General features: G+C 71.2%; 16 protein-coding genes, 2 tRNA genes and 1 pseudogene. 17 read left to right on the top strand and 2 right to left on the bottom strand.

The window, feature by feature from the left end; all coding sequences use genetic code 11:
• From AC3ET3_RS33155 to AC3ET3_RS33115, 9 genes are all read left to right on the top strand, one after another.
• On the top strand, positions 1-2437 hold a 2437-nt coding region (locus tag AC3ET3_RS33155; protein WP_435613460.1), incomplete at its 5' end, for an ADP-ribosyltransferase.
• A gap of 50 nt (positions 2438-2487) precedes the next feature.
• Positions 2488-2889: a hypothetical protein gene (locus tag AC3ET3_RS33150; RefSeq protein WP_432139909.1), complete on the top strand. Its 402-nt coding sequence runs from the start codon at positions 2488-2490 to the stop codon at positions 2887-2889.
• Positions 2890-3021: 132 nt separating this feature from the next.
• Positions 3022-3696 carry a hypothetical protein gene (locus tag AC3ET3_RS33145; protein ID WP_435613459.1) on the top strand — a complete coding sequence of 225 codons (675 nt, stop codon included), beginning with the start codon at positions 3022-3024 and terminating at the stop codon, positions 3694-3696.
• A 96-nt stretch (positions 3697-3792) separates the two neighbouring features.
• Entirely contained in the window at positions 3793-4236 is a 444-nt protein-coding gene (locus tag AC3ET3_RS33140) for an HD domain-containing protein (protein ID WP_432139925.1), read from the top strand.
• Positions 4237-4310: 74 nt separating this feature from the next.
• The gene (locus AC3ET3_RS33135) at positions 4311-4661 is read left to right on the top strand and encodes a hypothetical protein (RefSeq protein ID WP_432139911.1); all 351 of its coding nucleotides are present in this window, start codon (positions 4311-4313) and stop codon (positions 4659-4661) included.
• A 76-nt stretch (positions 4662-4737) separates the two neighbouring features.
• Positions 4738-6093: a type VII secretion integral membrane protein EccD gene (gene eccD, locus AC3ET3_RS33130; RefSeq protein ID WP_432139912.1), complete on the top strand. Its 1356-nt coding sequence runs from the start codon at positions 4738-4740 to the stop codon at positions 6091-6093.
• A gap of 61 nt (positions 6094-6154) precedes the next feature.
• Positions 6155-7567 (top strand): CpaE/TadZ family protein, encoded by a 1413-nt coding sequence (locus AC3ET3_RS33125; RefSeq protein WP_435613458.1) that lies wholly within the window; start codon positions 6155-6157, stop codon positions 7565-7567.
• Positions 7568-7602: 35 nt separating this feature from the next.
• Entirely contained in the window at positions 7603-11607 is a 4005-nt protein-coding gene (gene eccCa, locus AC3ET3_RS33120) for a type VII secretion protein EccCa (protein WP_435613457.1), read from the top strand.
• Positions 11608-11611: 4 nt separating this feature from the next.
• Positions 11612-13033, top strand: coding sequence for a DUF6177 family protein (locus AC3ET3_RS33115; RefSeq protein ID WP_432139915.1), 1422 nt, complete (start codon positions 11612-11614; stop codon positions 13031-13033).
• Positions 13034-13166: 133 nt separating this feature from the next.
• On the opposite strand, the gene AC3ET3_RS33110 is transcribed toward AC3ET3_RS33115, so the two are convergent.
• A complete protein-coding gene (locus AC3ET3_RS33110) occupies positions 13167-14258 on the bottom strand; it encodes an acyltransferase family protein (RefSeq protein ID WP_435613456.1) in 1092 nt (363 codons plus the stop codon).
• A 359-nt stretch (positions 14259-14617) separates the two neighbouring features.
• Between AC3ET3_RS33110 and AC3ET3_RS33105 the strand changes: the two genes are divergently transcribed.
• The 3 genes and pseudogenes from AC3ET3_RS33105 to AC3ET3_RS33095 all read left to right on the top strand — a co-directional run.
• Positions 14618-14812 carry a hypothetical protein gene (locus AC3ET3_RS33105; RefSeq protein ID WP_432139917.1) on the top strand — a complete coding sequence of 65 codons (195 nt, stop codon included), beginning with the start codon at positions 14618-14620 and terminating at the stop codon, positions 14810-14812.
• A gap of 335 nt (positions 14813-15147) precedes the next feature.
• Positions 15148-15840, top strand: a complete 693-nt coding sequence (locus tag AC3ET3_RS33100) for a PH domain-containing protein (protein WP_432139918.1) — start codon at positions 15148-15150, stop codon at positions 15838-15840.
• 156 nt (positions 15841-15996) lie between these two features.
• Positions 15997-16251, top strand: a pseudogene (locus AC3ET3_RS33095) (RNA-guided endonuclease TnpB family protein); the annotation flags it as partial.
• Between the two features lie 416 nt (positions 16252-16667).
• Here the strand turns inward: AC3ET3_RS33095 and AC3ET3_RS33090 are convergent.
• Positions 16668-16741, bottom strand: a tRNA-Gly gene (locus AC3ET3_RS33090).
• Between the two features lie 176 nt (positions 16742-16917).
• Between AC3ET3_RS33090 and AC3ET3_RS33085 the strand changes: the two genes are divergently transcribed.
• From AC3ET3_RS33085 to clpX, 5 genes are all read left to right on the top strand, one after another.
• Positions 16918-16994, top strand: a tRNA-Pro gene (locus tag AC3ET3_RS33085).
• Between the two features lie 187 nt (positions 16995-17181).
• Positions 17182-18558 carry a trigger factor gene (gene tig, locus AC3ET3_RS33080; RefSeq protein ID WP_435613455.1) on the top strand — a complete coding sequence of 459 codons (1377 nt, stop codon included), beginning with the start codon at positions 17182-17184 and terminating at the stop codon, positions 18556-18558.
• A gap of 320 nt (positions 18559-18878) precedes the next feature.
• Complete coding sequence (locus AC3ET3_RS33075) at positions 18879-19490, top strand: ATP-dependent Clp protease proteolytic subunit (RefSeq protein WP_356631656.1); 612 nt, start codon at positions 18879-18881, stop codon at positions 19488-19490.
• Between the two features lie 97 nt (positions 19491-19587).
• Positions 19588-20295 carry an ATP-dependent Clp protease proteolytic subunit gene (locus AC3ET3_RS33070; RefSeq protein WP_432139920.1) on the top strand — a complete coding sequence of 236 codons (708 nt, stop codon included), beginning with the start codon at positions 19588-19590 and terminating at the stop codon, positions 20293-20295.
• Between the two features lie 182 nt (positions 20296-20477).
• Entirely contained in the window at positions 20478-21764 is a 1287-nt protein-coding gene (gene clpX / locus AC3ET3_RS33065) for an ATP-dependent Clp protease ATP-binding subunit ClpX (protein ID WP_432139921.1), read from the top strand.
• The last annotated feature ends 96 nt before the right edge of the window (positions 21765-21860 follow it).

Genomic DNA, 21860 nt, shown 5'->3' with positions numbered 1-21860 from the left:
TGCGGGCAATGTCCGCACCACGGGCGGTGACGTCCACTCCAAGTTCCAGGGGCTGTCGGCGTTCTACCACGCCCCGGAGGCCGAGCAGCTCTTCGCCACCACCAAGCCGGTCCAGGAACGCGCGAACGACTTCGCGACCGATCTGGAGACCGTCTCCTCGGCGTTGTCGTCGTATGCGACGGAGATCCGTCCGCTGGTGCAGAAGCTGAAGGATCTGAAGCTGAAGGCCCAGACGTTCGTCAGCTCCGTCAAGGACGATGACGAGTGGGACTACGACGAGGACAAGGTCGAGGAGCACAACCAGCTCCGGGACGACATCACGGCGACGGTGGCGGCGTTCTGGGCGGCGGAGCGGACCTGCCACAACAAGATCACCGGGATCTGGGGCGGGACCCAGATGGTGGCGGGGGACGGGTCGGAGCGTAAGGACCAGTACGGGTTCAACGCCGAGGACATGAAGAACGCCAAGCTTCCCTGGGGTGACCCGGTGGAGGAGCGGCACCACTGGTACGAGGCGGGTCACTGGATCAAGTCCTTTGTCTGGGACGGCCTGATCGTGGACGGGATCTGGGGCACGATCAAGGGCCTGGGGACACTGGTGGGCTTCGGCGGCTGGGAGGCGATGGGCCAGGCGTGGAAGGGCCTGGCGCAGCTCGCGACCGGTCTGGCGATCAGCGCCATCCCGGGTGTGGGGACGGCGTTCTGGCTGCTTCCCGATGACAAGCTGCCCTCCTGGATCCGTGACTCGCGTACGGCGATGAAGGAGACCGGCAAGGCGCTGGTGGCGTGGGACGAGTGGGGCAAGAACCCCGGCCGCGCCGCCGGCGCCGTCACCTTCAACGTCGTCACCACGGTCCTCACCGGTGGTGCGGGTGCGGGTGTGTCGGGTGCGGGCAAGGCGGGCGCGGTCGCCAAGGTGCTCTCGGCTGCGGGCAAGGCGGGCAAGGTCATCGACCCGATGACGTATGTCGCCAAGGGCGCGGGCGCGGGTCTGTCGAAGATCGGCGACATCAGCAAGGCGCTGAAGGGCGTCGGCAACATCGAGATCCCGCACCTCCCGGACGGCTCCATCGAGCTGCCGACCGGCCACGGGCTGGACCCGAACGGCAACCTGCTGCCGCCCACCGGCTCCCTCGACACCCCGACGGTTCCGCACAGCACCACCCCGGCCGGGCTGCCGTCCCACTGGACGATCCAGGCCCCCGAGCCGACGGGCTTCCCGAGCGGTGCCGCCCACACGGCTGACGGCGGTGTCCCGGCGGCCGGCGCACACACGCCCGCCCCCGACGGCGCGTACGGCCAGGGCGTGCCGCACCCCACGAGCACCCCCACCGGTGCGTACGGCATGCCGCACTCCGGCGACGGCATCTACGGCGGCACCCCGCACCCCACGGGCACCGGAGCCGCCCACCCCGGCACGACGCCGTCCCCCTGGTACCACGACACCCCGGCGACCGGCGCCGCCCACGACGTCCCGGCGACCACGCCGCACGAGACCCCGACGGCGACACCGCACACCGGTGGCCACGACCTCCCCGTCGGCCACACCGACGACGCGGCGCACGGCGCCGGTCACGGCGACGACGCGGTGCACACCGGCGACCAGGCGGACGACGCCTCCCACACCGGCGACCACGCGGACGCCGGCGACCACACCGGCCTCGGCGACGACGTCGTGGACACCGGCGCCCACCACGGCACCGACGCCTCGACCGCGCCGGGACACACCGGTACGGACGTGCCGGGGCACCCCGGGGCAGGGGGGCCGTTCGAGTACCAGCCGCACATGTCGGCCGACGACTTCGATAACCTGGCCACCGACGCGGAGAAACACGCGGTGGCCGAGGCCGAACTGGCCCACGGCACCAACCCCGGGCCCAGGTCCAGCAACGCCGCGGGGCTGGCGTACGGCAACGCCTACTGGAACGATTTCCTGGACAATCTGCCCGACGAGTCGCGGGAAGCGCTGAGGACGTACAGCGGCAACGAGTACGACCTGATCAACAGCCATCTGCGGATGAACACGCCGCTGGACGACTCCCTCAAGCACACCATCGAGGAGATGGATCGGGTCATGGATGCTCGCCCCGTGCCGGAGGACATCATGGTCGTCCGGGGCACCGGGGTCGACCACATCAAGATTGACGGCCAGCCGCTGAAGTCCCCGGCGGACATGGAGGGCGGCGTGTTCGACGACAAGGCCTTCACCTCGACGGCCCTGGGTAAGTCGCCGCCTCCGCCGTTCGACCAGAAGCCAGTGTGGATGCACCTGCGGGTGGCGAAGGGCACCCCCGCCCTCTGGATCGACCACCTCTCCAAGTACCCGGGAGAACGAGAGCTGCTGCTCGCGAAGGGCTCCGAGTACAAGGTGACGCGCGTCTTCATGGACCAGGCGGGCAAGTGGCACGTATACGGGGAGATCCTGCCGAGGCCGTAGCCTCTTAGCCCGCGTCGCGGATCAGCCCGAACCCAAGGAACATGGACGCCATGAGCAGTGAACGACCGATCAACCCGCGTTTCGACGAGGACGTGCACTTCAATCTCGTCTCGGGGCCGCCGAGATACCGCAACCACACCGACAAGCCGGTGCGGTACTTCACGGTCGTCGACAAGCAGGACGGCGCCGTGCTCGGCTACCTGTGGGCCGGTGACGAAGACCACGCCGCCGCCTTCGAACCGCGCCAGGCCGGAGGGCCCCGCGCTGCGAACGAGAGCGGCTTCTGGATGCGCCGGCTGCGCAACGCCAAGGAGCGGGGGCTTCTGCCGTCGCAGGCTCTAGCCGAGTTGTACGGCGCCTCGGAGACTGCCGGCAAGGGTCGCCCCCTCCCGGGCTCCCTGTCGGACGCCCCGGATGCCGGTGCGGTCGAGGCCCTCGCCAAGGCTGATTAGCGGACCTGGTTCGGCAGCGCTCGCCGCGCTGAAGGAGCAGGTCGCCACACCTTAAGCGCTGCCCCTGCGAGCGCACCCGTGCGCGCGTCCGCCTCGGCCTCATCAAATGACCTTCGGAGAGACGGCTCCCGTATGACCACCCCGCCCCAGGGCAACCCCTACATGTCCCCACCGACGCACCCCAACCCCGCCCCGGCCGGCGCCGCCCCTCCCCAGGCCGCCGCCCCGAACCCGTACGCCCAGCCCTCCCCACCCCAGCCCGGCCACCCGCAGCCGCCCGTCCCCCCACAGACCCCATCCGGCTACCCGAACCCTCAACTCGGCTACCCGCACCCTCAATCCGGCCACCCGCAGACCCCACCCGGCTACCCGCAGACCCCACCCGGCTACCCCCACCCCGCCCACATGCCCTACCCCCACCCCCCAGCCCTCGGGTGCAGGTTCTGTGGAGGTTCTCCCGCCGCTCAGGTCACCTTCCGCGCGCACCGCGGGCTGATCGTGCTGATGAGTTTCCGGAAGGTGGAGGGAATGATGTGCGGGACCTGCGGGCTCGCCGTGTACCGGGCGCTGATGACGGAGACGTTGTGGCAGGGGTGGTGGAGCCCGTTCTCCGCGGTGCTGTTCACGCCGTTCACCGTGCTCTACAACCTGCTGGCCGCCCGCAAGGTGAGGAAGCTCGGGGCCCCCGCGCCCGGGACGCACGGCCGGCAGATCGACCCCGGGGTGCCGGTGTACCGCAGGCCGCTCGCCTACGTGGCGTTCGTCCCGGTGCTGTGGGTCCTCTACCTGTATCTCAGCGCGCACTGAGGCCCCGCCGGGAAGGTGTCTCGGACCCCGGGTGTACTCCCCACCCTTCCGTGCCTTATGTTGCACAGGCAAAGTAGGGGGGAGCATGCCGTGCCGATGAGTCTCGCCGAGGTCGAGGCCGTCGCGTGTGCCGCGCACGCCGGGCAGACGGACAAGGCCGGTCGGCCGTACGCCGAGCATCTGCGGGCCGTGGCCGAGGGGGTACGCGCGCGGGGCGGGGGTGACGAGCTGGTCGCCGCCGCGTGGCTGCACGACGCCCTCGAGGACGACGCGCTCAGTGACGCCTGGCTCGACGCGGCCCCCCTCCCGCAGCGCACCAAGGACGTCGTACGGGCCATGACCAAGCGGTCCGGTGAGCCGCCCGAGGCGTACGCGCGGCGGATCCTGGACACGCCGGGTGCCCGGCTGGTCAAGGCCGCCGACCTCGCGCACAACGCCGACCCGGACCGGCTGGCCGTGCTCGACGAGGCGACCGCGCGGCGTCTGACGCACAAGTACGCGGCGATGAGGCGGTTCCTCGGCCTCACCTCCGACGACTGAGCAAGCCCCGCACGACGACCTCGACGCAAGATTCATCACAAGACTGACGGCATCCAGCACGGGACGACGACCTCATGGCACGGGACTACGACAGCCAGCTGCTCGAGTCGGTGGCGGTGCGGCGGCGCAGGATGCGTGACGCGCTGCTCTTCGGCGCGCAGCGCGGCCGGCGGACGCTGGACGAGCGGCTCGGCAAGATGTTCGCGGGCATCGCCATCGCCGCCGTGCTGTGCGCGGGGTGCGTCGGCTGGTCCTTCCTCCAGGCCACGCTCGCCAAGCAGAAGGCCGAGAAGGAGAAGCAGCAGCAGCGGCAGGAACAGCTGTACAACCCCACGGGAGCCCCGACGAGTGGCCCGACGGGCGCGGGTCCGTCGTCGAGCACGGGCGCGAGCGCGGGCACGGGCACGGATGGGGAGAAGCGGTGAAGGGCATACGCATGGGTGACGTGGCCACCTCAAATGGGGCGGATGGCCGAAACGACGCGATGATAGGTTCCGGTGAGTGGTGAGCACTGCAACGACGTCTCGGACCCAGCTCAGCCGCATCACCCTGATCGGTGAGCGGCGACGCGCCGACCTGGTGCTGCCGTCGGACACCCCGATCGGCCAACTGCTCCCCGACATACTGCGGTTGCTCGACGACCGGGTCGCCTCCCGGCCGACCACCCGTCAACTGGTCACCTCCGACGGCTCGGTGCTGCCGAACGACGCCACGCTGTCCTCCGCCGAGGTCCCGGACGGCGCCGTCCTGCAACTCGTCCGCGCGCACGCCGCGCCCCCGGCGCCGGTGGTGCACGACGTGACCGACCAGGTCGCCGACGACCTCGACCTGCGCGCCTGGCGCTGGCGCCCGGCCGCGCGCCGGGTCAGCGCCGGCGTGGCCACCATCGCGTTCGCCGTCGCCGCCGCGGTGCTGGCCCGGCGCGAGTTCGCTCTGGAGTCGGTCGCCACCGCCCTCGCGGTCGCCACCGTCGTCCTCCTGGTCACCGGCGCCGCCGTGGCGAAGATCGGCCAGGGCAACCGGGGACTGGCCACCGCTCTCCTGCTCGCCTCCGGCGGGCTCGGACTGCTCGCCGCCTGGACGGCCGCCGACGCCTACGACTGGTCGGGCGAGGCACGTCTCGCCGGGGTCGTCGGTGCGCTGGTCCTCGCCCTGGTGCTGCTCGCCTACTTCTCACCCCTCGGGCGCGGCGGGCTCATCGGCGCCGCGGCCGGGGTAGCCGTGGCCGCCGTCTGGGAGGCGGTGGCCGCAGTCCAGGACAAGCCGGACCGGCTCGGCGCGGTGATGGCGGTGTTCTCCGTCGTCCTGCTCGGCCTGCTGCCGCGGTTGGCGCTGATGGCGTCCGGGCTCACCGGTCTCGACGACAAGCGCTCCACCGGGGTGTCCGTCAGCCGCCACCAGGTCTCCAACGCGCTGGCCGCCACCCACCGCGGGCTCGCGTTGGCCACCGTCGTCGCCGCCGCGTCGGCCGCGGCGGGCGGCTGGCTGCTGACCACCGCCGAGGAGCCGACCGCCTGGTCGGTGACGCTGGCCTCGCTCACCGCCGTGGTGCTGCTGTCACGGGCCCGCGCCTTCCCGCTGGTCGCCGAGGTGGTGGCGCTGTTCGGCGCGGCGGGCGTGCTCGTCGTACGCCTCGCGGTGCTGTGGCTGGACCACGCCGGGGGCGGCGGGGCCCTGGCCCTGCTGGCCGCCGCGGCGCTGCTGCCGCTGCTCGTCCTCGCGATCGAGCCGCCCGAGCACGTACGGGTCCGGCTGCGGCGGATGGCCGATCTCGTCGAGTCCCTCGGGGTGATCGGGCTCTTCCCGCTGGCCGTCGGGGTGTTCGGCATCTACGGGCAACTGCTCGACAAGTTCTGAGGTCTTGAGGGGACACGTCGGCGCTGCGGGCGGGACGACGAGGCAAAGGGAGAAGGGCGACATGCCGAGCGGCGACAGCAACTGGCAGAACGACGTACTGCGCGATCTGAGGAACGACCAGAGCGGCACCGGGGCTCAGCAGCAGCCGCAGCAGCCGCAGCAGGGCCAACAGCCCCAGCCCCAGCGGCAGCCGCAGCACGGCGTCCCCGCGCAGCAGCCCCCCGCCGCCTACGGCTACCCGCAGCAGCCGGGCGCCCCCGACCCCGCGTACGGCTACCCGCAGCAGCAACAGCCCGCGCCCGACCCCGCGTACGGCTACCCGCAGCAGCAACAGCCCGCGCCCGACCCGGCGTACGGCTACCCGCAGCAGCCGCATGCCGACCAGGGCGCCCGGCAGCAGTACCAGCAGCCGTACGCCGCTCCTCAGCCCTCGCAGCAGCAGTACGCCGACCAGGCCGCCCAGCCCCAGTTCCCCCAGCCGCAGGCCCCCGCAGCGGCCCAGGCCGCCCCCCGCCCGGCTCCCCGGCCCGCCGCCCAGCGGCAGAACCGCGGCACCCCCGACTCGCGCCCCGTCCTCGACAAGCGGCTCGCGGCCACCGGGCTCAAGCCCCGCCGCGGCGAGCCGTTCGGCACCCGCGCGCTGCGCGCCGTGCGCCGTACCGTTTCCTCCTCGGCCGCTCGCGAGGTCGCCGAGACCACGGCCACCGCGGAGGTCCTCCAGCGGGCGGTGACCACCGGCCGCCAGATCGCCGTCACCTCCATCCGCGGCGGCTCCGGCAAGACGACCGTCGCCGCGCTGCTCGGCACCACCTACGCCCACTACCGGCAGGACCCGGTGCTGCTCGTGGAGGCCGACCCGGCGCTCGGCTCGCTGCCGCTGCGGCTCGGCGCGGAGCACCTGCGCTGGACCACCGGCGACCTCGCCGCCATCGCCGAACCGCAGATGTCCCTGCTGGACGTCACCGGCTACCTGGTGCAGCTCCCGGAGAACGCCTGGCTGCTGCCCGGCAGCCAGGGGCAGGTCGGCGCGATGCTCGACACCAGGGGCTACGAGCGGGTGATGGTCAACCTGCGCCGCTACTTCGGCGTGACCGTCGTCGACTGCGAGACCCTGCCCGCCGAGGTCGCCCGGACCGCGCTGTCCGCCGCGCAGGCCCGCGTCCTCACCGTGCCCGCCACCCTGGAGGGCGTCGCCAGCACCCACGCGGTCCTGGACTGGATGCGCAGCCTGCCCCGCGACATCATGGCCACCACCGTCGTCGTGCTCGCCGAGACGGCACCGCACCCCGGGCTCGACCTCGACAGGGCCGCCGAGCAGTTGAAAGCGAGCGGCGCGGCCGTGCGGGTGCTGCCCTACGACCGGCACCTCGCGGCCGGCGGCACCATCCGCACCGACCTGCTCGCCCGGGCGACCCGGCAGTCCGTGACCCGGCTCGCCGCCGAGGTCTTCGAACTGTCCCAGAAGCGCCGCTGACCGCCCCCGAAGGGACCCCACAGAGGCTTAGGACGATGAGCACCCGACTGATCCATCGCCCGGCGCGCACCACCCGGCCGCCCGCGCCCACCGAGGCCCGCACCATAGAGGCCCCGCCCAACCTGCCCGAGGGCAAGGCGGGTTCCATCGCCACCTCGCTGCTGCCCGTCGCGGGCGTCATGTCGTCCGTCGTGATGATGACGGTGGTGCGCAACAGCCAGTTCGCCGGGCTGGGCGCGATCATCCTCGTCGTCACCGTCGTCGGCTCCCTCACCCTGGTCTTCTCGCAGCGCGGCAAGGCACAGCGCACCCGCCGCACCCAGCGCGAGGCCTACCTCGCCTACCTGGAGGACCTGCGCGAGGAACTGTCCAAGGAGGAGAAGGAGCGCCGGGAGAAGGCCCAGGTGCTCAACCCGCCGCCGGACGCCCTCTACGACATCGTCCGCGACCCCGCCCGGCTGTGGGAGCGGCGCCGCACGGACGGCGACTTCCTGCGGGTGCGCCTCGGCACCGGCGAGATGCCGGTCCGCGACCTGAAGGTCGGCCAGCAGGGCTCGTCCGTGCTGACCCCGCCGGACCAGTTCATGCTGAACGAGGCGTCCGCGCTGTCCGCCCGCTTCCGCACCGGCACCGAACTCCCGCTCACCGTCCCGCTGGACCGCGTCGGCAACATCAGCGTCATCGGCGCCCGCGAGGACACCCTGCGCGTCGCACGCGCCCTGCTGGTGCAGACCGCCGCGATGCACGCCCCGGACGACGTGCCGATGGCGCTGGCCGCCGCCGGCGACCGGATCCCCGACTGGGAGTGGGCCAAGTGGCTGCCGCACCTGCTCGACACCGAGCAGTTCGACGGACCGGTCGCCGCCCGCCGCATCGCCGCCTCCCTGCCCCAGCTGGCCCGCCAGATCGGCCCCGAACTGCGCCGCCGCGCCTCCTACGCGGCCGAGGTGCGCCGCGGCCTGTCCGGCAAGGACGCCCTGGCCATGTCGTCCCGGCTGCTGGTCGTCGCCGACGCGCACGGCGACGACGCCGTCGACCTGCCCCGGCCGGACGACGCGGTCGGCCTGCGCGAGATGGGCGTCACCGTGCTGCACCTGCTCGACGAGCGGGTCCAGGAACCCGGCCACGTCGGGGTGCGCATCACCGTCGACGCAGAGAACGTCCTCATCGAGGACCTGCGGGAGAACGAGCCGATCAGCGCCCACGGCACCGTCGACGAGGTCGGCGTGCCGTTCGCCGAGGGCCTCGCCCGCATGCTCGCCCCGCTGCGCCTGTCCGCCGAGTCCATGGTCGACGCCCCGCTGTCCGGGCCCGTCGACTTCGCCGAACTCCTCGGCATCGACGACGTCGCCGACCTGGACCTGTCCCGGCTGTGGGCGCCGCGCGGCGAACGCGCCTTCCTGCGCGTGCCGATCGGCATCAGCGACTCCCACGAGCCGGTGCTGCTCGACCTGAAGGAGTCCTCCGAACTGGGCATGGGCCCGCACGGCCTGTGCGTCGGCGCCACCGGCTCCGGCAAGTCCGAGCTGCTGCGCACCCTCGTCCTCGCCCTGGTCGCCACCCACCCGCCGGAGGACCTCGCCCTGGTCCTCGTCGACTACAAGGGCGGCGCCACCTTCGCCCCCTTCGCGGACCTGCCGCACGTCGCCGGCGTCATCACCAACCTGGAGAACCAGGCCGGCCTCGTCGAACGCGTCCACGCCTCCCTCGCCGGCGAGGTCAAGCGCCGCCAGCAGGTGCTCAAGGACGCCGGCAACGTCGCCGACATCGGTCACTACGCCGCCCTGCGCGCCGAGAAGCGGCCCGACCTCGACCCGCTGCCCCACCTGTTCGTCGTCATCGACGAGTTCGGCGAACTCCTCACCGCCAAGCCCGACTTCATCGACCTGTTCCTGTCCATCGGCCGCATCGGCCGCTCCATCGGCGTGCACCTGCTGCTGTCGTCGCAGCGCATCGAGGGCGGCAAGCTCAAGGGCCTGGACACCTACCTGTCGTACCGGCTGGGCCTGCGCACCTTCTCCGCCGACGAGTCCCGCACCGTCCTCGACACCACCGACGCCTTCCACCTGCCGCCGCTGCCCGGCTTCGGCTACCTCAAGGTCGACACCAGCCACTACGAGCGGTTCAAGGCCAGCTACGTGTCCGGCGCGTACAGCGGCCCCGTCCAGCGCGAGGCCGAGGACACCGGGCCGCTCGCCCTGGAGTACGAGGCCTACAACACGCTCGGCGAGGACGAGAACCAGGCGCCGGAGGAGCCCAAGATGCGGCGCCGGGAGACCGGGCCCACCGAGATGGGCGTCATGGTCGACCGGATCGAGCACTCCGGGGCCCGCCCGGTCCGCCAGATCTGGCTGCCGCCGCTGCCCGAGGCCATCGCCCTCGACAAGGTCGCCGGGCCCCTGGAGGTCGGCCCGCGCGGCATGCGGCTCGCCGATCACCGGGGGCGCGCGGAGCGCTCGTCGACGAGCGGGCGGGGCCCGCTCCAGGTGCCGATGGGCCTCGTCGACGACCCCACCAGACAGTGGCAGGGCCAGTGGTGCCTGGACCTCACCGTCGCCGGCGGCCACGCCGCGGTCATCGGCGGCCCCCAGTCGGGCAAGACCACCCTGCTGCGCACCCTCGCCCTGTCCCTGGCGCTCACCCACACCCCGCAGGAGGTCGGCGTCTACGGCCTCGACCTGGTCGGCGGCGGCCTCCAGGCGATCTCCGGGCTGCCGCACGTCGGCGGGGTCGCCGGCCGCGCCGACCGGGAACGCGCCGCCCGCACCATCGACTCGGTGCGCGGCATGCTGGACCAGCGCGAGGAACTCTTCCGCGTCCACAACATCGACTCCGTCGAGCAGCTGCGCACCCTGCGCGCCGCCGGACGCCTCCCCGAGCTGGCCTCCACGGAGATCGTCCTGCTCATCGACGGCTTCGGCGCGCTGCGCGACGACTTCGACGAACTGGACGACCCGGTCGTCGACATCCTCAAGCGCGGCAGCGGCTACGGCATCCACGTCGTCGCCGCCATGCTCCGCTGGAACGACGTGCGCATCGCCACCCAGTCCCAGTTCGGCACCCGCGTCGAGCTGCGGCTGAACGACCCGAGCGAGTCCAGCATCGAGCGCAAGCTCGCCCAGACCCTGTCGGCCGACGAGAAGGGCCGCGTCCTCACCGACGGCAAGCTCTTCGCGCAGGTGGCCCTGCCCCGCACCGACGGCCAGGCCGACACCGCCGACCTCGGCGCGGTCCTGGAACGCACCGCACGCCAGGTCCGCGCCACCTGGACCGGCGAGGTCGCCCAGCCCGTACGGGTCCTCCCGCACCTCCTGGAGCCGCAGCTGCTGCCGGGCCCGGCGGCCGAGCCGCGCCGCGTCCCCATCGGCCTCGACCAGACCAAGCTGGCGCCGGTCCTGCTCGACCTGTTCCACCACGACCAGCACCTGCTGATCATGGGCGACAGCGAGTGCGGCAAGACCAACCTGCTCAAGGCGGTCGCCCAGGGCCTGATGGAGCGCTACAGCGACGAGGAACTGGTCTTCGGGGTCATGGACCCCCGGCGCGGGCTGCGCGGTGTCATCCCCGAGGAGTACCGGGGCGGCTACGCCTACAACGCCAAGCTGTGCGGGGGACTGGCCGCCGGTATCGCCACCGAGCTGGAGAAGCGCCTGCCCGACGACGCCGAGGGCGGCGACCTGGAGCCGGGCACCTTCGCGGGGCCGCGCATCGTGATCCTCGTCGACGACTACGACGTCCTCACCACCGCCGGCCAGCAGCCGCTCGCGCCGTTCGTCCCGTACATCCCCTCGGCGCAGGACATCGGCCTGCACTTCGTCCTCACCCGCCGCGTCGCGGGCGCCTCGCGAGGCCTGTACGAACCGCTGATGATGGGCCTGCGCGAGTCCGGCGCGACCGCGCTGGTGATGGCCGGCGACCGCAGCGAGGGCCAGCTCTTCACCGGCGTCTACGCCTCCCAGCAGCCGCCCGGCCGGGGCGTGCTGGTGCGCCGCGGCGAGCCGAACCGGCTGATCCAGACCGTTTACACGGAGCCGAGGTGAACCCGTGACGAAGGACGTCATCGCCCTCACGAAGAAGATGCCCGACCCGCTGAGCGTGCTGGCCGGCCTGCTGTCCGGCGGCCCGGACAAGCTGGTCGGCGCCGAGGGGGACGGCGCGCTGGTCCGTCTCCACGACGAGCGGGGCCGGCCCCTGGTCTCCGTGGAGGCACCCCTGCTGGTCCAGGTCCGGGGCGAGGCGCGGCGGCTGCTGGGCGCCGACGAACCCGAGGTCCCCTACTGGTGGACCGAGGCGCGCGCCACCACCGGCGTCGCCGAGGCCGAGGCGCTGGCCGGCACGTTCGCCGCGCGCGTCGCCACCCTCGTCGGCGGCACCGCCTGGCCTCCGGAGGCCGCCCGGTCCCTCGCCGTCGTCGACACCGACGGGGTGAGCGCGGCGCCGGTCCCGGCCGCCGCACAGCCCGCCGTGGACGTCCTCACCGACAAGGTCGCGGTGGTCATCCAGGACCGCCCCGTCGTCGCCATGACGGCGTGGCTCGCGGACGCCTTCCGGGCGGCCGCCGACGCGGAACTCGGCCTGCAGATCGTCACCCCGGCCGGCACGCGTCTCTCCCCGGCGGTCCGCCAGAGCCTGCCCGGCTGGCCCTCCCGCTGGGTGGTCCAGGACGAGCAGTGCGGCTACTACGACGGGCTGTCCGGCGCCGTCCTGGAATGGAACAACGGCCTCTTCGTGACGGTCACGTCCCCCGAGGCCACCCCGAGGGACCCGCGCACCCCGATCGCCGAGACCTTCACCCGGGACATCGCCGACACCGGTGAGCGCCAGCTGGCGGTCTCCTTCCGCTGCGTGCACCCCGCCGACGACCGCCTCGTCCTCGGCGGTGCCCTGGAGGCCGTGTGGCGGGAGATCACCGGCGAGCCCCCGGCGGGCTGGGGCACCGAGGAGCCCGCCAACCTGCCCTGGTCGTTGCGCGGGCTGACGGACGTGGCCCACGAGCGGTCGCCCGAGCCGACCTGGTTCGTGGTTGTCGGCACCCCCGAGCGCCCCGCCCTCGCGACCCTGCGGGTCACCCGCACCAAGGGCGGTGTGGAGGAGGACGTCACCCTGGCGTTCGGCTACGGCGCGGGCGAGGAGCCCGCCACGGAGGCCGTCCAGCGCGCCGCCGAGGCCCTGGCCACCCGCCATGACCTGCAGTCCATGCTGGTGCAGATCCGCCGGGCCCGCCGCGACCTCTCGGTCCCCGCGCACTTCGAGGGCCCCGGCGTCCCGTACGCGTTCGTGCTGGGCGCGGAGGAGGTGCGCTCCATGCCGGGCGACCGGGCGCGGCGCACCCCCCTGGCCGAGGCCCCGAGGGAACTGGGCCCCCGCACCCGCCCGTCCCTGTACTACCCGCTGCCGGGCGATCCGTCGGACCTGTCGGGCTGGAAGGACTTCGAGCAGCTGATGCGGCACCTCAAGGGGAGCTGACCCGGGGACACGAGGCGCCGGGGACACGAGGCGCCGGGGACACGAGGCGCCGGGCGATCGACCGCCGACGACGGTCCGGCGCCGACGCACGGCTGCCCGCCGTGCCGTTCCCTCAGACCGCCGCCTCTCCCGCTCAGACCGCGGCCTTCTCCCGCTCCCGTTCCCGGGCAATTTGCACGGCCTCCGGGGGGAACGCCCACTCCATCCTGGGTTCGACCACCCACCGCAGGGCCCGCCGCACGGGCGAGGCGCACATCAGCGTGACGGCGACCCCCACGGCGACGCTGACCAGCACCTCCCCGCCGGGGCTGTGCAGCGGCCCGTGGTCGTACCACCCGAGGTAGTCCGCGCCCTTGACCAGGAACCCGTGGAGCAGGTAGCCGTACATCGTCCCGGCCCCCAGCGGCGTGAACCACGTCCGCCGCCCCGGCACCAGTGCCAGGAAGCAGGCCGTCAGCACCACGGCGCACCCGAACAGCGCGAGCTGCGTCGGCGGCCCCGACCACCACGGCCGGTCCAGCTCCTGTGCGGAGTCCGCGTGGTAGAGCCAGCCCGTGTCCATCCGCGGCACCGCCCACCACGCCAGGCCCAGCGCCCCAGCGAACACCGCCGCGGCGGCGACGCGCGCCTCGCGGCGCCGCACGAGCCGGAAGTGCTCGGGCCTCAGACACGTCCCCAGCACGAAGAAGGGCAGGAACTGCAGGACCCGCTGCAGGTCGAGGTCGTCGCCGATGGCGGGGGAGACCGACGCCAGCATGGCGACGCCGAGCGCGATCGGCACCGGCCACCGCACCACCCGCCACACCGGTGCGGTCAGCCGCCAGACGAACAGCGCGCACAGGAACCAGGTGAGGTACCAGGGGTCGAGCAGACTGACGTCCGCGTCCTCGCCCCCGACCCAGCGCCGGAAGAGCGTGTAGGCGGTCTCGAAGACGACGTACGGCACCACGACCCCGGTGATCAGCCGCCGCAGCCGTCTGGGGCTGCCGTCGAAGCTCCGGGAGAAGAACCCGGAGACGACGATGAACGCCGGCATGTGGAAGGCGTACACGACGAGGTACGCGGCCTGCAGCGCCCGGCTGTCGCCCTTGAGCGGTTCCCAGGAGTGGGCCACGGCCACCAGCACGATCGCCAGGTACTTGGCGTTGTCGAAGAACGCGTCACGCTGGAACATCTGAGGCACCCTAGCGGCGCCCACGGCTTTCCGTGAAACGCTCCACGCCATTCCCTCTTAATCGTTCCGTGATCAGCTAAAAAGGCGCCCGAGATGTCACGGTTCATCCACATCGAATCCCTGACAAATGGCGCGAACGGGGGTCGCGCGCAGGATTGGTGGACGGCACGTGACGGTAATTCGTACTGCCTGTGCTCGGGTTGTGTGAATGCGGCGCCGTGATTGCTCAATTCGGCGCGTCAGTACGCCCGTCGAAATATCGTGCGGGCCCCGCGGCCGGGCCGACGGGGACGGACGTTGCGTCACGGCCCGCATAATGGGGCCGCGTTGGTGGCACGATGGTCTCTGGCGGGGGTGCGGGGGCCGCATCCCCGGGCCGGGAGAGCGGACGATCTAGGGTGTGATCTGTTGTGGCCATTTCACTGTCAGTTGTGCTGCTGTTGGCGATCATCCTGGTGGTGCTGATGCGCGGTGGCTCGATCAAGGCGGGCCCGGCCGCCGTCGCCGTCCTCTTCGGCTTCTTCCTCGCCTCCACCGGCATGGCCCCGTCCATCAACCGGTTCCTCAACTCCCTCGCCGAAACGATCAACTCGATCAGCTTCTGAGGACCGCGGAGCGGGCCCGGCCCGTGACGAGGCCCGGCAGGCGTGACGAGGCCCGGAGAACACGACGAGGCCCCGGTGACGGACACCGGGGCCTCGAAGCGGAGCGGGCGACGGGAATCGAACCCGCGTAGCCAGCCTGGAAGATCGCGTATGCGGACGCACGGTTATTCGTAGATCCGAGTCGCAGCCAGGACCCACGCGAAGGGCGTTGGCGACGGTCATCTTCGTCTTGGGCAACTTCCATGCCCCGCAGTCGCTGCGGTGGCCTTTTCGTTGCCGAACTTGGCGGGCGCACTGCTCTTCGGGCTGTGCCCGTGTCAGACACGATCGCACACATGTCGACATCGGACCCGCAGTCACCACTCCCCGCCGCACAGCCCGCCTCCACCGACCGTGTCTTCCGGTCCCCCGTCGGCATCGCCACAGGAGCAGTACTCCTTACCGTCGTCCTGGGGTTTGGCCTCAGCGCGGTCTTCAGCGCCGAGGGTGGCGTGCCCTGGAAAGCACTGGCGTGGATGCTGCTGCTGATTCCGCTGCTGATCGCCTTCACCTTGCGGCCTGCGGTCTTCGCCAACGACCACCGGCTGCGCGTCCGCAACCCATTCCGCACCATCACACTGCCCTGGAGCGCAGTCTCCGGTCTGCGGGCTGGTCACTCCAATGAGGTCTTCGACCAGATCGGCACCAAGTACCAGTTGTGGGCCATCCCGGTCTCCACGCGTGGCCTGAAGCGAGCCAGCCGCGAGCGGGTCAGGATGGTCGAGTCCTCGTCCGCGCTGAGTCCGGGTGGCCGTGTCCTGGACCGCCGCGGGCTCTTCGACGCAGGACGGCCCGACCGGCCGAACGCAGAGGCAGAACGACTGCGGCCGAAATCCGACAGAACCATGGAGAGCCTGCGTGCGCTCCATGAAGCAGGTGCCGTGACCAAGGAGGGGCAGGGTCAGCCCGAGGTGCGCTGGGCGTACGAGATCCTTGGCCCGGCGGCGGCCGGCCTGGTGCTGCTGGTGGTCCTGCTCTCCGTGGTCTGACCTGAGAGTCCTTCGGTGGCTGTCAAGCGTGTCAGCGATCGCACTGTCCCCACCCCGCACTTGCGAACGGCGCCCCCGCCGTCTCGGAGCCTGAGCGCCCCCGCCGGAAGCTTGCTTTGGCCGTTGCCGCGATATGCGGTGATCGACTCATGGCCACCGGCCCCATCCACATGTGGGCGCGCGTCGGCGCAGCCCACGCGGAGCGGGCCGAAGGCAGGAGCGGCGCGCGGAGCGGAGTCCCAGGCCGTGTTCGTATGCAAGAACGAAGGCTGCGGCTGGTCCGGTAACGCCGACCACAACGCCGCCCGGAACGTCTTGCACCTGTACCGGATGGGCCACGCGCTCGTCCCGGCTGCCGGAAGGGCAGTCGTCAGGCGCTCCCGCGGCGTCAAGTCCGCCACCGCAAGGTAGGCAGGAATCTCCCGGCATCAGCCCGGAGAGCACTTCAAGAGATCGCCCGCAATCCGCGCAGCACCTGGGCATGACGGCTGTGGCACAAGGCGTGCGCCGCCGCCGGCGTCGAGGGACTGCGCTTCCATGATCTTCGGCACACCGGGAACACCCTGGCGTCGCGGACGAACGCCTCAACCAAGGAGTTGACGACCCGGCTCGGCCACAGCACCGCGCGCGGTCCTCATCTACCAGTACGCCAACATGGAGCGGGAACGGCAGATCGCCGACGTGGTGGACGAGATGATCGTGAAGGCGTTGAAGCGTGGTTCCGGCCGGAAGGGGCACGCGGGGGACACGGACGACTGATCCGGCCTCGTCGACGACTCAGGCCCAGGGAGCGGGGAAACACCCTCTCACCTGGGCCTGAGTCACTCTGGAGCGGGCGACGGGAATCGAACCCGCGTAGCCAGTTTGGAAGACTGGGGCTCTACCATTGAGCTACGCCCGCACACAGCGCGCCGCAGGTCGGTCGACCGCGGCACTGCACGCATCGTAGCGGGTCGGCGCCCCGGGACGCACACCCGTTGTCCGGCCGCCGCCGAGCCTCGCGGCGGCGCCCCGCGACGCTCGGGAAATGCGGCGGTCGCCGCGGCGGTGGCCATGTACCCTACGTCTCGCACCAGACGGGGTGTGGCGCAGCTTGGTAGCGCGTCCGCTTTGGGAGCGGAAGGCCGTGGGTTCAAATCCCGCCACCCCGACCACCAGCGCGATCAAGGCGGCCCACGCCGTGGTGATCGCTTTTGGGCCCGTTCGGCGCCTGCGGTTACTATGCAAGCTGCGCGCCCGTGTGTCCGGCCTACTCGGCCAATGAACTCCTCCGGGCGACGATCCGCCGGACCTGTCTGGCTCCGGCGAAACCCAAGAAGTCAGCCACAAGGAGACCGAACCGTGAAGAGCGCCGTGGAGACCCTGAACCCGACCCGGGTTCGGCTCACTGTCGAGGTGCCCTTCGAGGAGCTCAAGGACAGCCTCGACGCGGCGTACAAGAAGATCAACCAGCAGGTCACGGTGAAGGGCTTCCGCAAGGGCAAGATCCCCGCCCGGGTCATCGACCAGCGGTTCGGCCGTGGCGCCGTGCTGGAGGAGGCCGTCAACGACGCGCTGCCGAAGTTCTACACGGAGGCGGTCAACGAGGCCGAGCTGAACGTCCTGGGTCAGCCCGAGGTCGACATCACCGAGCTGAAGGACGGCGAGACGCTGAACTTCACCGCGGAGGTCGACGTGCGCCCGGCCCTGGAGCTCCCCGAGGACTTCTCCTCCATCGAGGTCGAGGTCGACGCCGTCGAGGTCACCGACGAGGACCTCGACAAGTCCGTCGAGCAGCTGCGCGAGCGCTTCGCCTCCACCACCCCGGTGGAGCGCGCGGCCGAGGACGGCGACGTCGTCACGGTCGACCTGGAGGCCAAGGTCGACGGCGAGGTGCTGGAGGACGGCGTCGCCCAGGGCGTCTCCTACACCATCGGCTCCGGCGAGCTGCTGGAGGGCATCGACGACGCCGTGAAGGGCCTGGAGGCCGGTGGCGAGGCCACCTTCACCTCCGAGCTCAAGGGCGGCTCGGCGGCCGGCAAGGAGGCCGAGGTCACCGTCAAGGTCTCCCAGGTCGCCAAGCGCGAGCTCCCCGAGCTGGACGACGAGTTCGCGCAGCTCGCCTCCGAGTTCGACACCCTGGACGAGCTGAAGGCCGACAGCCGCAAGCGCCTGGCCAACATGAAGCAGTTCGACCAGGCCACGCAGGCCCAGGAACGCGTCCTGGACAAGCTGCTGGAGCTGGTGGAGATCCCCGTTCCCGAGAAGCTCCTCGAGGACGAGGTCAACACCCGCAAGCACAACCTGGAGCACCACCAGCTGGGCCAGATGGGTCTGGACCTCGACAAGTACCTGGAGCTCCAGGGCAAGACCGCCGAGGAGTTCGAGACCGAGACCCGTGAGGCCGCGGTCAAGGGCATCAAGACCCAGTTCGTCCTCGACGAGCTGGTCAAGCGCGAGAAGCTCAACGTCAACCAGGAGGAGCTCACCGAGCACCTCATGCGCCGTGCCGCCTCCTCCGGCATGTCGCCCGACCAGTTCGCCCAGGCCGTCGTCGAGGGCGGCCAGGTTCCGCTCCTGGTCGGCGAGGTCGCCCGCGGCAAGGCCCTGGCCCTGGTCGTCGAGTCCGCCACGGTGAAGGACACCAACGGCGAGGTCATCGACCTGGACGACGAGGAGGAGGGCGAGGCCGCCGGCTCCGCCGAAGAGGCGGCCGCCGAGGAGAAGCCCGAGGCCTGAGCGTCGTAGGGCGTCTCCGCGAGGACCTGAGACGGGCCCCGGGTACCTGTGACCCGGGGCCCGTCGGCGTTCCTCCCCGCCCGTTCCGCCCGCCGAGTTCCCCCGGAGTTCCGCGTTCCGGCGAGTTCCTCCGAGTGGCTCAGCGGTCCCCGGATCGGAGCACGCTCGCTCCCGCGCAGGCGCCCGCTACGCCCCCGGCGAACACCTCACTCTCCGGGACTCCCCGAAGGGACCCGCGCGTTAGGGTCCATGAAAGGCAGAACAATGCGAGACGGCCGGGCGCCGTCGTAAGACGAGCAGGTGGATACGTGACGAATCTGATGCCCTCAGCCGCCGGCGAGCCTTCCATCGGTGGTGGCCTCGGCGACCAGGTCTACAACCGGCTGCTCAACGAGCGGATCATCTTCCTCGGCCAGCCGGTCGACGATGACATCGCGAACAAGATCACCGCACAGCTGCTGCTCCTTGCCGCCGACCCGGACAAGGACATCTACCTGTACATCAACAGCCCCGGTGGTTCGATCACGGCGGGCATGGCGATCTACGACACCATGCAGTTCATCAAGAACGACGTGGTCACCATCGCCATGGGCCTCGCCGCCTCGATGGGGCAGTTCCTGCTCAGCGCCGGCACCCCCGGCAAGCGCTTCGCGCTGCCGAACGCCGAGATCCTGATCCACCAGCCCTCCGCCGGCCTCGCCGGCTCGGCCTCCGACATCAAGATCCACGCCGAGCGGCTGCTGCACACCAAGAAGCGCATGGCCGAGCTGACCGCCCAGCACACCGGCCAGAGCGTCGAGCAGATCACCCGGGACTCGGACCGCGACCGCTGGTTCGACGCGTTCGAGGCCAAGGAGTACGGCCTCATCGACGACGTCATCCCGACGGCCGCGGGCATGCCGGGCGGCGGCGGCACCGGGGCGGCCTCCTGAGGGCTTCCACGGCCCCGTACGGCCCCGCTGAGGCCCTTCGCGGCCCCGGAACCCCATCAGCCCCCAGCCACCGCCCCAGCCCCTCTCAGGAGAGATTGTGAACGACTTCCCCGGTCGCGGCCTCTACGACCGTATGAACGCCGTGCAGGACATGAGCGCCGCCCAGGGCCGGTACTCCGGCCCCGCCGCCGAGTCCCGCTACGTGATCCCGCGCTTCGTGGAGCGCACCTCCCAGGGCATCCGCGAGTACGACCCGTACGCGAAGCTCTTCGAGGAGCGCGTGATCTTCCTCGGCGTCCAGATCGACGACGCCTCGGCCAACGACGTCATGGCGCAGCTGCTGTGCCTGGAGTCGATGGACCCCGACCGGGACATCTCGGTCTACATCAACAGCCCCGGCGGCTCGTTCACGGCGCTCACCGCGATCTACGACACGATGCAGTACGTGAAGCCCGACATCCAGACGGTCTGCATGGGCCAGGCGGCCTCCGCCGCCGCCGTCCTGCTCGCCGCCGGCACGCCCGGCAAGCGCATGGCGCTGCCCAACGCGCGCGTGCTGATCCACCAGCCCTACAGCGAGACCGGCCGCGGCCAGGTCTCCGACCTCGAGATCGCCGCCAACGAGATCCTGCGGATGCGCTCGCAGCTGGAGGAGATGCTGGCCAAGCACTCCACCACGGCGATCGAGAAGATCCGCGAGGACATCGAGCGCGACAAGATCCTCACGGCCGAGGACGCCCTGTCGTACGGGCTGATCGACCAGATCATCTCCACCCGGAAGATGGACAACGCGTCTCTGCGTTGACGCGCGGGCCCCGGTGTGTGCCGCCCCTTGGCACGGTGTGACACGGTCTCCGTGGAAGTGAACCGTGCCAAGGGGGGCCCGAACGGGGGGCCCGGCAAGGTACCGTCGACATAAGGCAGCACCAGGAGCCGCTGGACTTCGAAAGACGTCCAGGCGTCTCCCAGGCGAAGGGGAAGCACACCGTGGCACGCATCGGTGACGGCGGCGATCTGCTCAAGTGCTCGTTCTGCGGCAAGAGCCAGAAGCAGGTCAAGAAGCTCATCGCAGGGCCCGGTGTGTACATCTGCGACGAGTGCATCGATCTCTGCAACGAGATCATCGAGGAAGAACTCGCGGAGACCAGTGAGGTCCGCTGGGAGGAACTCCCCAAGCCGCGCGAGATCTACGAGTTCCTCGAGGGCTACGTGGTCGGCCAGGAGGCCGCCAAGAAGGCCCTGTCGGTCGCGGTGTACAACCACTACAAGCGGGTCCAGGCCGGTGAGAACGGCGGGGCGAACGGACGTGACGACGCGATCGAGCTGGCGAAGTCCAACATCCTGCTGCTCGGCCCGACCGGCTCCGGCAAGACACTCCTCGCACAGACCCTCGCGCGCATGCTGAACGTGCCGTTCGCGATCGCCGACGCCACGGCGCTCACCGAGGCGGGCTACGTCGGCGAGGACGTCGAGAACATCCTGCTCAAGCTGATCCAGGCCGCCGACTACGACGTCAAGAAGGCCGAGACCGGCATCATCTACATCGACGAGATCGACAAGGTCGCCCGCAAGAGCGAGAACCCGTCGATCACGCGTGACGTCTCCGGCGAGGGCGTCCAGCAGGCCCTGCTGAAGATCCTCGAAGGCACCACGGCCTCGGTCCCGCCGCAGGGCGGCCGTAAGCACCCGCACCAGGAGTTCATCCAGATCGACACGACGAACGTGCTGTTCATCGTGGGCGGCGCCTTCGCGGGCCTGGAGAAGATCATCGAGTCGCGGGCCGGCGCCAAGGGCATCGGCTTCGGCGCCACGATCCGCTCCAAGCGGGAGCTGGAGGCCAAGGACACCTTCGAGGAGGTCATGCCGGAGGACCTCGTCAAGTTCGGCATGATCCCCGAGTTCATCGGCCGCCTCCCCGTGATCACCTCGGTGCACAACCTGGACCGTGAGGCGCTGCTGCAGATCCTGGTCGAGCCGCGCAACGCGCTCGTCAAGCAGTACCAGCGCCTGTTCGAACTCGACGGCGTGGAGCTGGACTTCGAGCGCGAGGCCCTGGAGGCCATCGCCGACCAGGCCATCCTCCGCCAGACCGGCGCCCGCGGCCTGCGCGCCATCATGGAGGAGGTCCTCCAGGCGGTGATGTACGAGGTCCCGTCCCGCAAGGACGTCGCCCGCGTCGTCATCACCCCGGACGTCGTCCTGTCCAACGTCAACCCGACCCTCATCCCGCGGGACGCGCGGGGCCGGGGCTCGGGCGAGCAGAAGTCGGCTTAGAGGTACCCCCCAGGGGCTGCCTGCCGTCCTGGCGGCCCCTGGGGCGATCGCCTGGCGTAAAGGTGACCTCGTGGACGCGATCGGCGTGGACCCGAC

It is taken from the genome of Streptomyces sp. bgisy159 (assembly GCF_057707805.1).
Note: the sequence above shows the minus strand (reverse complement) of the source record. Positions and strands in the feature narration are given on the sequence as shown.